At 69.8% G+C, this 12,879-nt stretch carries 12 protein-coding genes; 11 read left to right on the top strand and 1 reads right to left on the bottom strand.

Going from position 1 to position 12,879, the window contains the following annotated elements:
• The first annotated feature begins 8 nt into the window (after positions 1-8).
• From recG to mutM, 9 genes are all read left to right on the top strand, one after another.
• Positions 9-2,264, top strand: a complete 2,256-nt coding sequence (gene recG, locus E0497_RS08050; RefSeq protein ID WP_137724280.1) for an ATP-dependent DNA helicase RecG — start codon at positions 9-11, stop codon at positions 2,262-2,264.
• A gap of 165 nt (positions 2,265-2,429) precedes the next feature.
• The gene (locus E0497_RS08045) at positions 2,430-5,837 is read left to right on the top strand and encodes a pyruvate carboxylase (RefSeq protein ID WP_137724279.1); all 3,408 of its coding nucleotides are present in this window, start codon (positions 2,430-2,432) and stop codon (positions 5,835-5,837) included.
• 27 nt (positions 5,838-5,864) lie between these two features.
• Complete coding sequence (gene rsmD / locus E0497_RS08040; RefSeq protein WP_137724278.1) at positions 5,865-6,431, top strand: 16S rRNA (guanine(966)-N(2))-methyltransferase RsmD; 567 nt, start codon at positions 5,865-5,867, stop codon at positions 6,429-6,431.
• Positions 6,428-6,922, top strand: a complete 495-nt coding sequence (coaD, locus tag E0497_RS08035) for a pantetheine-phosphate adenylyltransferase (RefSeq protein ID WP_137724277.1) — start codon at positions 6,428-6,430, stop codon at positions 6,920-6,922. Before rsmD ends, coaD begins: the two co-directional genes overlap by 4 nt.
• A gap of 93 nt (positions 6,923-7,015) precedes the next feature.
• Positions 7,016-7,771, top strand: coding sequence for a DivIVA domain-containing protein (locus tag E0497_RS08030; RefSeq protein ID WP_137724276.1), 756 nt, complete (start codon positions 7,016-7,018; stop codon positions 7,769-7,771).
• Between the two features lie 71 nt (positions 7,772-7,842).
• On the top strand, positions 7,843-8,484 hold the full coding sequence (locus E0497_RS08025; RefSeq protein WP_137724275.1) for a YceD family protein: 642 nt from the start codon (positions 7,843-7,845) through the stop codon (positions 8,482-8,484).
• Between the two features lie 2 nt (positions 8,485-8,486).
• Positions 8,487-8,672 (top strand): 50S ribosomal protein L32, encoded by a 186-nt coding sequence (gene rpmF, locus E0497_RS08020; RefSeq protein ID WP_137724274.1) that lies wholly within the window; start codon positions 8,487-8,489, stop codon positions 8,670-8,672.
• 16 nt (positions 8,673-8,688) lie between these two features.
• Positions 8,689-9,462 (top strand): ribonuclease III, encoded by a 774-nt coding sequence (rnc, locus tag E0497_RS08015; RefSeq protein ID WP_137724273.1) that lies wholly within the window; start codon positions 8,689-8,691, stop codon positions 9,460-9,462.
• Positions 9,463-9,477: 15 nt separating this feature from the next.
• A complete protein-coding gene (mutM, locus tag E0497_RS08010) occupies positions 9,478-10,335 on the top strand; it encodes a bifunctional DNA-formamidopyrimidine glycosylase/DNA-(apurinic or apyrimidinic site) lyase (RefSeq protein WP_137724272.1) in 858 nt (285 codons plus the stop codon).
• Here mutM and pdxR read toward each other — a convergent pair.
• Positions 10,280-11,743, bottom strand: coding sequence for a MocR-like pyridoxine biosynthesis transcription factor PdxR (pdxR, locus tag E0497_RS08005; RefSeq protein WP_137724271.1), 1,464 nt, complete (start codon positions 11,741-11,743; stop codon positions 10,280-10,282). The two genes, mutM and pdxR, sit on opposite strands and share 56 nt — an antisense overlap.
• A gap of 78 nt (positions 11,744-11,821) precedes the next feature.
• On the opposite strand from pdxR, the gene E0497_RS08000 reads away from it, so the two are divergent.
• Complete coding sequence (locus E0497_RS08000) at positions 11,822-12,466, top strand: pyridoxamine 5'-phosphate oxidase family protein (RefSeq protein ID WP_137724270.1); 645 nt, start codon at positions 11,822-11,824, stop codon at positions 12,464-12,466.
• A gap of 288 nt (positions 12,467-12,754) precedes the next feature.
• The gene (gene kdpF, locus E0497_RS07995; RefSeq protein ID WP_137724269.1) at positions 12,755-12,853 is read left to right on the top strand and encodes a K(+)-transporting ATPase subunit F; all 99 of its coding nucleotides are present in this window, start codon (positions 12,755-12,757) and stop codon (positions 12,851-12,853) included.
• Positions 12,854-12,879: the final 26 nt, after the last annotated feature.

Below are 12,879 nucleotides of genomic sequence, written 5' to 3'. Positions count from 1 at the left end.
GAGACGAGATGGCGGCACTGGACGATCGGCTCGAACCCTTGCTGGGGGCGAAGACCGCGGATGCGCTCGTCGACGCGTTCGACATCCACACGGTCGAGGACCTGCTGCGGCACTACCCGCACCGGTACGCCTCGCAGGGCCGGGAGTTGACCGAGAAGGATCCGGAGGAGGGCTCGCACGTCACGATCGTCGCGAAGGTCGTCAAGGCCGACGTGGTGAACATGAAGAGCCGCCGCGGCCAGATGCTCAAGGTGGTGCTCGCCGCCGAATCGCAGAGCGTCGACGTCACGTTCTTCAACCCGCAGAAGGTCAGGCACGCGGTCCGGGTGGGAGCCAAGGGGATGTTCTCGGGCACCGTCAAGACGTTCCGGGGCAAGTGGGGGCTGACGCATCCGAGCTATCTGATCCTGCCGGACACCACTGCGGGCGACGACCCGATCGTGTCCATGGCGCACGTGAAGGGTGCGGGTGCGCTCGCCGGGATGGCCAGGGCCACACAGGATTCCGGGGCCGGTGTGGACATGTCGATCTTCGACCGGGAGCTGATCCCGCTGTATCCCGCCACCCGCGACGTGGAGAGCTGGACGCTGCTGCGCTGCGTCCGCCAGATCCTCGACCAGCTCGACGTCGTCGACGATCCGCTCCCGGCGGACGTGCGCGGCGAGCACGGCCTGATCGGGCTCGACGAGGCGCTGCGGGCCGTGCACCTGCCCGAGCACCGCGACGACGTCGGCCGCGCCCAGGAACGGCTGCGGTTCGACGAGGCCGCGGCGCTGCAGTTGGTGCTCGCGCAGCGCCGCCGCGACGCCGCGCTCCGGGTGGCGCCGCAGTGCCCGCCGACGCCGGACGGGCTGGCCGCGGCCTTCGACCGGCAGTTGCCGTTCGAACTGACCGACGGGCAGCACGAGGTGGCGGCGGAGATCGCCGCAGATCTCGCGGCCGCACACCCGATGAACCGGCTGCTGCAGGGCGAGGTCGGGTCGGGCAAGACGATCGTCGCGTTGCGGGCCATGCTGCAGGCCGTCGACGCCGGCTACCAGTGCGCGCTGCTGGCGCCGACGGAAGTCCTTGCCTCCCAACATGCCCGGTCGCTGGGGGAGATGCTCGGTCCGCTCGGGACGGCCGGGGAACTCGGCGCCGCGGACGGTGCGACGAAGGTGACGCTGTTGACCGGGTCGATGTCGGCGAAGGCGCGGCAGGCGGCGCTGCTCGACATCGTGACCGGCCAGGCCGGCATCGTCATCGGGACCCACGCGCTCATCCAGCAGGGGGTCGAGTTCGACAATCTGGGCTTCGTCGTCGTCGACGAACAGCACCGGTTCGGTGTCGAGCAGCGCGACGAACTCCGCAACCGCGCCAAGAACGGGCTGAGCCCGCACCTGCTGGTCATGACCGCCACCCCCATCCCGCGCACGATCGCGATGACTGTCCTCGGTGACCTGGAGACGTCGACGCTGCGGCAGCTGCCGAGCGGGCGGGCGCCGATCGTCAGCAACGTCGTCCCGGCCCGGCAGAAGCCGCAGTGGGTGGCCCGGGCGTGGGAACGGATCCGCGAGGAGGTGGCCGCCGGCCGGCAGGCGTACGTGGTGTGCTCGCGGATCGGGGACGGCGAGACCGAGGAGGACCTGATCAAGGCCGGCAAGGAGCCGCCCGAGACGACGTCCGCGGTGGACCTGTTCGACCGGTTGCGGACCGGTCCGATGCGGGATCTGCGGGTCGGGCTGCTGCACGGACGGCTGCCGTCGGACGAGAAGGACGCCGTGATGCGCGATTTCACGGCCGGCGGCATCGACGTGCTGGTGTGCACCACGGTCGTCGAGGTCGGGGTCAACGTCCCGAACGCGACCGTCATGGTGATCGTCGACGCCGACCGTTTCGGGGTGAGCCAGCTCCATCAGCTCCGGGGTCGCGTCGGCCGCGGCAGCCACCAGGGGCTGTGCATCCTCGTCACCGACGCGATGCCGGAGTCGCCGACGTACCAGCGGCTCACCGCGGTCGCCGGCACCAACGACGGTTTCGAGTTGGCGCAGCTGGACCTGCGGCAGCGGCGGGAGGGCGACGTGCTCGGCCGGGCACAGTCCGGGAGCACGACGACCCTGCGGCTGCTGTCGCTGCTCGAGCACGAGGACGTGATCGAGTCGGCCCGCGACTTCGCGTCCCGGATCACCGCGGCCGACCCGGACCTCGCCGGGCATCCGGGTCTGGCGGCGATGGTGACGGCCGCTCTCGACGAGAAGCGGATCGCGTTCCTGGAGAAGTCCTAGCGCGCGGGAACGGGCTCGGACGGCCCTGTACTGGGCACTTCTTCCCCTGTTTGCAAACTTGCCAATTTCGCACGTCAGAGGCGTTGTTTGCGAAGTTTGTTAAGTCCGGGTTCCGGAGTGGGGGTGCCCCGGCGAACCGCTCCGGAACGCGGTAGTTTCCTTGCCATGTTCACCAAAGTCCTCGTCGCCAACCGCGGCGAAATTGCGATCCGCGCATTCCGTGCAGCCTACGAACTGGGCGCCGGAACGGTCGCGGTGTTCCCGTACGAAGACCGCAACTCGGTGCACCGTCTCAAGGCCGACGAGGCCTACCAGATCGGTGAGGTCGGGCACCCGGTCCGCGCCTATCTGTCCGTCGACGAGATCGTCTCGGCCGCCCGGCAGTCGGGTGCGGACGCGATCTACCCGGGCTACGGCTTCCTGTCGGAGAACCCGGATCTGGCGGCGGCGTGCGAGGCGCAGGGCATCACCTTCGTCGGTCCGTCCGCCGAGGTGCTCGAGCTGACCGGCAACAAGGCGCGGGCGATCGCGGCCGCGAAGGCGGCGGGGCTGCCGGTGCTGGCGTCGTCGGAGCCGTCGGCCGACGTCGACGCGCTGCTCGCAGCCGCAGGTGACATGGAGTTCCCGATCTTCGTCAAGGCCGTCGCAGGCGGCGGCGGACGCGGCATGCGGCGCGTCGCCGAGTTCGCGCAGCTGCGGGAGTCGATCGAGGCGGCGTCGCGGGAAGCGGAGTCGGCGTTCGGTGACCCGACGGTGTTCCTCGAGCAGGCCGTCGTCGACCCGCGGCACATCGAGGTGCAGATCCTCGCCGACGGCGAGGGCAACGTGATCCACCTGTTCGAGCGGGACTGCTCGCTGCAGCGCCGGCACCAGAAGGTCATCGAACTGGCACCGGCCCCGAATCTCGATCCGGCACTGCGGGATCGGATCTGCGCGGACGCCGTCGCCTTCGCGAAGCAGATCGGCTACCGGTGCGCCGGCACCGTCGAATTCCTCCTCGACACCCGCGGCAACCACGTCTTCATCGAGATGAATCCGCGCATCCAGGTGGAGCACACGGTGACCGAGGAGATCACCGACGTCGACCTGGTGCAGGCGCAGTTGCGCATCGCGTCGGGGGAGACCCTCGCCGATCTCGGCCTGAGCCAGGATGCCGTCACGATTCGCGGGGCGGCACTGCAGTGCCGCATCACCACCGAGGACCCGGCCAACGGATTCCGTCCCGACACCGGACGGATCACCGGCTACCGCACCCCCGGCGGCGCCGGCGTCCGGCTCGACGGCGGAGCCAACCTCGGGGCCGAGGTCGGCGCGCACTTCGACTCGATGCTCGTCAAGCTGACCTGCCGCGGCCGCGACTTCGAGGCCGCCATCGCCCGTGCCCGCCGCGCCGTCACCGAGTTCCGTATCCGCGGTGTCTCCACGAACATCCCGTTCCTGCAGGCGGTTCTGGACGATCCCGAGTTCCGCGCCGGCCGGGTGACGACGTCGTTCATCGAGCAGCGCCCCGAACTGCTGACGCTGCGCAGCTCCGCCGACCGCGGCACCAAGATCCTCAACTACCTCGCCGACGTGACGGTCAACAAGCCGCACGGCGCCCGCCCGACGACGGTGTACCCGCACGACAAGCTGCCGAAGATCGACCTCACGGTGGCGCCGTCGAAGGGTTCGCGGGACCGGCTCCGCGAACTCGGCCCCGACGGATTCGCGAAGGCACTGCGCGAGCAGAAGGCCCTCGCGGTCACCGACACCACGTTCCGCGACGCGCACCAGTCGCTGCTCGCGACCCGCGTGCGCACGTCCGGCCTGCTCGACGTCGCCGGTCACGTCGCCCGGATGACCCCGGAACTGCTGTCGATCGAGGCGTGGGGCGGTGCCACCTACGACGTGGCCCTGCGGTTCCTGCACGAGGACCCGTGGTACCGGCTCGCCGCGCTGCGCGAGGCCGTCCCGAACATCAATCTGCAGATGCTGCTGCGTGGCCGCAACACCGTCGGCTACACCCCGTACCCGGAGAAGGTCACCCGCGCGTTCGTGGACGAGGCCGCGGCCACCGGTATCGACATCTTCCGGATCTTCGACGCCCTCAACAATGTCGACCAGATGCGGCCCGCGATCGAGGCGGTCCGCGAGACCGGCACCACGATCGCCGAGGTCGCGATGTCGTACACCGGTGATCTGGCGAACCCGGACGAGAAGCTGTACACGCTCGACTACTACCTGCGCCTGGCGGAGGAGATCGTCGGCGCCGGCGCCCACGTCCTCGCCATCAAGGACATGGCCGGTCTGCTGCGGGCCCCGGCCGCCGCGAAGCTCGTGTCGGCGCTGCGCGCCAACTTCGATCTGCCGGTGCACGTGCACACCCACGACACCCCCGGCGGCCAGCTGGCCACCTACCTCGCGGCGTGGCAGGCCGGGGCCGACGCCGTCGACGGCGCGTCGGCGCCGCTGGCCGGCACCACCAGCCAGCCCGCGCTGTCGGCGATCGTCGCGGCCGCCGCGCACGGCGAACACGACACGGGCATCGACCTGCAGGCCGTGTGTGATCTCGAGCCGTACTGGGAGGCGCTGCGCAAGGTGTACGCGCCGTTCGAGTCCGGTATCCCGGCCCCGACCGGACGTGTCTACACGCACGAGATCCCGGGCGGGCAGCTGTCCAACCTGCGGCAGCAGGCGATCGCGCTCGGCCTCGGCGACCGCTTCGAGGAGGTCGAGGCCAAGTATGCGGCCGCCGACCGCATGCTCGGACGCCTCATCAAGGTGACGCCGTCGTCGAAGGTCGTCGGCGACCTCGCCCTGCACATGGTCGGCTCCGACGTCCCCGCCGACGAATTCGCCGCGGACCCCGCGCGGTTCGACATCCCGGACTCGGTCGTCGGCTTCCTGCGCGGCGAACTCGGCACCCCGGCCGGCGGCTGGCCCGAACCGTTCCGCAGCAAGGCCCTCGAGGGCCGCGGCACCGCCAAACCGGAGACCCCGCTGACCGCGGAGGAGGAGAAGGGTCTGGCGGGCACGTCGAAGGAACGTCAGGCGACCCTCAACCGGCTGCTGTTCCCCGGCCCCACCAAGGAGTTCGAGGAGCATCGGGAGAAGTACGGCGACACGTCGCAGCTGTCGGCCAACCAGTTCTTCTACGGTCTGCGCCGCGACGAGGAGCATCGCGTCAAGCTCGGCCGGGGCGTCGAACTGTTGATCGGTCTCGAGGCGATCTCCGAGCCCGACGAGCGCGGCTACCGCACCGTCATGTGCATCCTCAACGGCCAGCTGCGGCCGGTGGCGGTGCGCGACCGGTCCATCGCCAGCGAGGTGCCGGCGGCGGAGAAGGCCGACAAGAACAATCCCGGCCACATCGCCGCACCGTTCGCCGGTGCCGTGACCCTCGTCGTCACCGAGGGCCGGCACGTGTCGGCCGGGGACACCGTCGCCACGATCGAGGCGATGAAGATGGAGGCGGCGATCACAGCCCCCCGCGGCGGTATCGTCACGCGGGTTGCCATCGGCGGCACCTCCCAGGTCGAGGGCGGGGATCTCCTCGCCGTCGTGTCGACGCGGGAGACCGCCGGCAACGACTGACGACCAGCGAGGGACAGGACTGACACCGTGACGAGAATCGTCGCCGGCCGTGCCGGGGGCAGGCGTTTGCAGGTGCCCGCGAGCGGGACCCGACCGACGTCCGAACGTGTTCGGGAGGCCCTGTTCTCCTCGCTGGACAGCCGCATCGAGCTCGAGGGCGCCGCCGTACTCGACCTGTTCGCAGGTTCCGGCGCCCTCGGGCTCGAGGCGCTCTCGCGGGGCGCCGCGCACGTGCTGCTCGTCGAATCCGACGCCAAGGCGGCCGCGGTCGTCAAGGCGAACGTGGCGACGGTCGGCCTGCCCGGTGCGGTGGTGCGGGTCGCCCCGGTCGCGGCGGTCGTGGCGGGCACCCCGGAACGCGAGTACGACATCGTGCTCGCCGATCCGCCGTACGCGCTCGGTGAGGACGCGGTCACCGCAGCCCTGACCGATCTTCTCGCGCACCGCTGGGTGGGGGAGGGTTCGATCGTCGTGGTGGAACGCTCGTTCCGCTCACCGGAGACGACGTGGCCGGACGGCATGCGCCCCGACCGCGTGAAGCGCTACGGGGAGACCAGAATCGAGGTCGCCACCTGCTACGGTCTCGACTCATGACAGGTGCCGTCTGCCCCGGATCCTTCGACCCCGTGACCAACGGTCACCTCGACGTGATCGGCCGTGCGGCCGCACTGTTCGACGAGGTCGTCGTGACCGTGATGATCAACAAGAACAAGAGCGGGCTGTTCACCGTCGACGAGCGGATCGAGATGCTCGAGGACGCGACCGGTCACCTGCCGAACGTGCGGGTCGCGTCGTGGTACGGGCTGCTGGTGGATTACGCCAAGACGCAAGGGATCTCGGCGATCGTGAAGGGCCTGCGCGGCGCCAACGACTTCGACTACGAGCTGCAGATGGCGCAGATGAACCAGAAGCTCTCCGGGGTCGACACACTGTTCATCCCGACCAACCCCACCTACAGCTTCCTGTCCAGTTCGCTGGTCAAGGAGGTCGCCACGTTCGGCGGTGACGTCGCGGACATGGTGCCAGAGAAGGTGCACACGCGTCTGACGGCCCGGCTCGCCGAGCGGGCCGCCGCCAACTCCTGACCCGACACACCGTCGGCGGCGACGCCCCGACCGCCGCATCTGGGGCAGACTGGTTCCCGACACCAGCGAAGCAACGGACGAATGGGGTTGTGCGTGTACCGGGTATTCGAGGCACTCGACGAACTTGTCGCGATCGTCGAGGAGGCGCGGGGAGTTCCCATGACCGCGGGATGCGTCGTCCCGCGTGGTGACGTCCTCGAACTGCTCGACGACGTCCGCGACGCGATCCCCGGCGAACTGGACGACGCGCAGGACGTCCTCGATCACCGGGACAAACTCGTCGGCGACGCCCGGCACAACGCCGAGCAGACCGTCACCCGCGCGAATGCGGAAGCCCACGAGACGCTCACGGATTCGCGGGAGAACGCCGACCGCATCCTCGCGGACGCCAAGGCGCAGGCCGACCGGATGGTCGCCGAGGCCCGCGCGCACGCCGAGCAGATGGTCCACGACGCGCGGGCCGATGCGGACGCCGCCGTCGCCGACGGGCAGCGGGAGTACGACACGCTGACGTCCCGGGCGCGGGCCGAGTCGGATCGGATGATCGAGTCGGGGCAGGCGTCGTACGAGCGGTCCGTCGCGGACGGTGTCGCGGAACAGCAGCGGCTCGTCTCGCAGGCCGAGGTGGTGCAGGCGGCGAACGCGGAGTCGACGCGGGTCGTCGACGCGGCGCACGCCGAGTCGGACCGGTTGCGGTCCGAATGCGATCTGTACGTCGACACCAAGCTCGCCGAGTTCGAGGACTTCCTGAACGGGACGATCCGCTCGGTCGGGCGGGGCCGGCAGCAGTTGCGGACGGGGACCGGGGTTCCGGACTACGACGCCGGTTACGGCGACAGCCGGCGCTGACCGGCCGCCCACCCTCTGCCGATTTCCCTTGCAGCCCCTCCGTCGCGTACCGTCGAGTGGTTGCCCGTTCCATGTACTTCCGAAAGAGAACATTCGTGTCATCGCATCGCCGCAGGTCCTCGCGCCCCACGCGTGACGAGGGTTTCGTGCTCGACACGCTGTCGCTGGGGCGTCGCCCCGGTTCGATGCGTGCGGTGTCCCGAGTTGTTCCTTCCCCCGCTCGTATCGGCCTCGACCTGGTCGCGATCGACGAGGGTGCGGACGTGGAATTCGATCTGCGGCTCGAGTCGGTTTCCGAGGGGGTGCTCGTCACCGGATCCGTTCACGCGGATACCGTCGGTGAGTGCTCGCGGTGCCTCGAGCCGTTCGACGGCTCGGTCGATCTCCATCTCACGGAACTGTTCGCCTACCCGGACAGTGCCACCGAGGAGACCACCGAGGAGGACGAGGTCTACCGGATCGTGGACGACGAGATCGACCTCGAACCGGTGATCGTCGATGCAGTCGGGCTCGAGCTTCCGCTCAAGCCTCTGTGCAGTGACGATTGCGAGGGATTGTGCCCCGAATGCGGCGTTCGCTTGGCGATTGCCGGATCTGGGCACGGTCATGAGACAATGGATCCCCGCTGGGCTGGGCTCGCAGCCAAATTCGGTGCAGGATCCGACACCAGTAGTGCAACTGCTGATGCCAGCAAGATCAACGAGGAGAAGTAGACGTGGCCGTTCCCAAGCGCAGAATGTCGCGTTCCAACACGCGTTCGCGGCGGAGCCAGTGGAAGACCACTGCGCCCACCCTCATCACCTGCCCGAACCGTGGCTGTGGCGAGAAGACGCTGCCCCACGTTGCGTGCCCGTCGTGCGGCACCTACAAGGGCCGTCAGGTTACCGCTGCCGCCGTCTAGTCTGCTCAGTGGCGCTGTGACCAAAAAAAGTAATACAGCACTCGCCGGCGGCGAGGAGGATCACGGATCGCTCCTCGCCGCTATCGGCGTCCAATTGGATGATTCGCTGTTGACGTTGGCGCTCACCCACCGCTCGTATGCGTACGAGCACGGCGGGCTGCCCACCAACGAGCGTCTCGAATTCCTCGGCGATTCGGTCCTCGGAATCACGATCACCGAATGCCTCTACCTGTCGCACCCGGAGAAGTCCGAGGGTGAACTCGCGAAGATCCGCGCCAGCATCGTCAACATGCATGCGCTCGCCGAGGTCGCCCGCGGTCTCGGTCCGGGCGGACTCGGTGCGCATCTGCTGCTGGGCAAGGGCGAGGAGATGACCGGCGGGCGTGACAAGCCGAGCATCCTCGCGGACGGTATGGAGTCGATGCTCGGCGCCATCCACCTGCAGCACGGCATCGACACCGCCCGCACCGTGGTGCTGGCATTGTTCGCGGACCTGCTCGCTCGGGCCCCCAAGCTCGGTGCCGGACTCGACTGGAAGACGAGCCTGCAGGAACTCACCGCCGAACGCGGTGTCGGGGTGCCGGCGTACGAGATCACCGCGACCGGACCCGACCACGACAAGGAGTTCACCGCGACGGTCGTCGTCGGCGGCGAGCCCCTCGGTGTCGGTGTGGGCCGGTCGAAGAAGGAAGCCGAGCAGAAGGCGGCCAGCACCGCGTGGAGCGCGCTGTCCGAGCCGGCCGGTTCGACGGGGTCGGCAGACGCCGCCGACTCCACGGTTCAGGGCTAGACGCTCGACCACACCGTGCCGGAGCTTCCCGAAGTCGAGGTCGTACGGCGTGGGCTCGATGCCCACGTCGTCGGCCGCGGCATCGATACCGTCGACGTCCTGCATCCGCGGGCGATCCGACGGCATCTTCCCGGCGCCGCCGACCTGATCGGCCGTCTCGAGGGCCGCACCGTCGCGGCCGCCCGGCGGCGCGGCAAGTACCTGTGGCTCGTCCTCGAACCGGACGATGTCGCGCTCGTCGTGCACCTCGGGATGAGCGGCCAGATGCTCGTCCAGGATCCGACCGTTCCCGACGAGAAACATCTGCGCATCCGGGCCCGGCTCGACTCCGGCACCGAACTGCGATTCGTCGACCAGCGCACGTTCGGTGGGTGGGCGCTCGCCGACCTGGTGACCGTCGACGGCACCGACCTCCCCGACGCGGTCGCACACATCGCCCGCGACCCCCTCGATCCACGCTTCGACCCCGACCGGGTCGTGAAGACGTTGCGCGGCAAGCACACCGAGATCAAACGAGCTCTGCTCGACCAGACGATCGTGTCCGGCGTCGGCAACATCTACGCCGACGAAGCCCTGTGGCGTGCCGAACTCCACGGCAACCGGCCCACCGACCGGATCACCGGCCCCCGGCTGCACCGCCTCCTCGACGCCGTCGCCGCCGTCCTGCGCGAAGCCCTCGACCAGGGCGGCACCTCCTTCGACGCCCTCTACGTCAACGTCGACGGACAGTCCGGCCACTTCGCCCGGTCCCTCAACGCCTACGGCCAGGAAAACCTGCCCTGCCCCCGCTGCGGCACCCCCGTCCGCCGCGAGAAGTTCATGAACCGCTCGTCGTACAGCTGCCCCAAGTGCCAGCCACGGCCGCGCGGATGACGTCGGCGATCACGCCCGCGACGGCGTCGGCCTGCGATTCCGGTAGGCGGGCATAGCCGCACAGCAGTCCACGCGGTCCGGCGGCGTCCGTCCGATACGAGTCGAGTGACCGCACGAGGACACCACGCTGGGTGATCTCCTGCGCGACCTTTGTATCGTCGACGTCGTCGGGCAGCCTCAGCGCGACGTGCAGTCCCGCCTCGATGCCGAGTGGTTCCACATCGGGAAGGTAGGCACGCAACGCGTCGACGACAGCGTGCCGGCGTGCCGCATACGTCCGGGACACCCGCGCCAGATGGCGGGTGAGCGCACCGGATTCGATGAACCGGGCGAACGCGTCGGCAGTGATCCCGGACACCGTCTCGCCGCTGACCGCGAGTGCGTCGCGCACCCGGGGGAGCAGCGGTGCGGGTGGGATCAGCCACGCCAGCCGCAGCGACGGTGAGACGATCTTCGACGCGGTGCCCAGGTAGGCGACGGTGTCGCGCCCGCCGTCGAGGGAACGTAGCGCCGGCAACACTGCTGCACCGTAACGGAATTCGCCGTCGTAGTCGTCCTCGATCACCAGACGTCCCGTGTCGGCCGATGCTGCCAGCAGCGCGGCCCGCCGCGCGACCGGCATCCGTCCGCCCATCGGATACTGGTGCGCCGGAGTGCAGTACACGGCGGAGTCCGAGTCGTGGAGCAGGTCGGGTGACAGGCCGTCGTCGTCGACCGGGATCGGACGGATCCGGACGCCGGTCGACGCGAACAGGTGCCGGGCACGGGTGTACCCGGGGTCCTCGAACGCCAGGGTGCGTCCGGGAAGATCGGCCGCGGTGACCACTGCCCGCAGCGCGGACAGGACACCGGGCACGACGACGATCTCGCCGGGGTCGGCGACGATACCGCGGGTGCGCCGGAGGTGCCCGGCCAGGGCGGTGCGCAGGCGCAGGTGGAGGTCCGGTCCGGGGGCATCGTTCGGGACGGCGTCGGACAGTGTCGTCCGCCATGCCGATCGCCAGTCCCGCGGGGAGATCAGCGTGGTGTCCGGGTATCCGGGGGACAGGTCGACCACGGACGGTTCGCGGGCGGGAACGGAGCGTCGAGCGGCGCCGGCGACATCGGTGACGTGCGGTTCGGCACCGGCCCGGGCGGCGTCGACGGCCCCGGTCGCGACCCGGGTGGCGGCGCCGGCGCGGGCGACGACATAGCCGGCCGTGACCAGTTCGTCGTAGGCGTCCACCACCGCGCCGCGGGACACCCCGAGATCCGCGGCCAACACCCGACTGGCGGGCAGTGCGTCCCCGGCCGCGAGTTGCCCGGTGCGCAGTGCGGTGACGACGGCAGCGGCGATCCGGCGCCGCAACGGTTCCCGGGTGTCCGGCAGGGTCAGGTGCAGTGTCGTGGGCGTCCGGGTGCGAGGCATGACGGGCAGAATACTGGTCTTCGAACTCTGGTGATTCCGGCTCTCGATCACGGACCGGATTGCGGCCAGGGTGGAGCCATGACAACGATCGACGCCCTGACCCGTGTCCGACGACTCCCCGACCGCGCTCTCGGCGACCGCGCCGAACTCGACGCGGTGCTCGACGCCGGCGCCGTCGGCACCCTGTCCACCGTCGTCGACGGCCTGCCGTGGGCGGTTCCCATGCTGTATGCGCGGATCGGTGATGCGATCCTGCTGCACGGCTCCACCGGCGCGGGAGCGTTGCGACGCGTCGCTGCAGGTGCACCCGCCTGCCTGTGCGTGACGCACCTCGACGGGATCGTGGTGGCCGACAACCTGTTCAATTCGTCGGCGAACTACCGGTCCGCGGTGGTCCGTGGGCAGCTCGAGCCGATTGCCGGCGCCGAGGCGGAGGACGCACTCACGGTGTTGTCCGATGCACTGATCCCCGGTCGCAGCGCCGAGGTGCGGGCGTCCACCCGCAAGGAACTCGCCGCGACCCTGACCCTGGCGCTGTCGATCGAGCCGGGACAGTGGACCGTCAAGGCGCGTTCGGGTCCGCCGAGCGAGGGCGATCGGAACCCCGGCGTGTGGGCGGGTGTCGTCCCGCTGCGCACGGTGGCCGGCGAACCGGTGCGGGCGGACCGGGTGCCGGACGACGTCCCGGTGCCGGCCTCGGTGCGGGCGCTGCGCAGCCGCTGACGCCGAACCGACCGGACGGTGGTGTCCGGCCTCACCGCCGCGTAAAGATCGCATCAACGGGGCAGGACGGGATGTCAGCGATGCGTCAGGGGCGGCTGTGGGGCGCCGGATCGGGTGCACGCTCACCGAGTGCGTCGACGGTCGACGCCGCGTCGCGCTGCCGACTCGCAGTGCGCACGAACTCGGAAGAGGAAACGCAATGGCTGACTTGGCCTATGTCGGGTTGATCATCGGTGTGTTCACCGTCTGCGCGCTGGTGCTGCGCGGACTGCAGTCCCGGAGCGTGCGGTGACGGTCGCGGGGACGGTGAGTGTCGCCGTCGTCGCGGCCGCCGCTGCCCTCGTGATCTATCTGCTGATCGCGCTCCTGAACCCGGAACGGTTCTGAGTACCCCGACGGATCCCACCGGGGAT

It is taken from the genome of Prescottella subtropica, assembly GCF_005434945.1.
Lineage (GTDB): Bacteria > Actinomycetota > Actinomycetes > Mycobacteriales > Mycobacteriaceae > Prescottella > Prescottella subtropica.
This window is presented reverse-complemented; position numbering and strand designations above follow the sequence as displayed.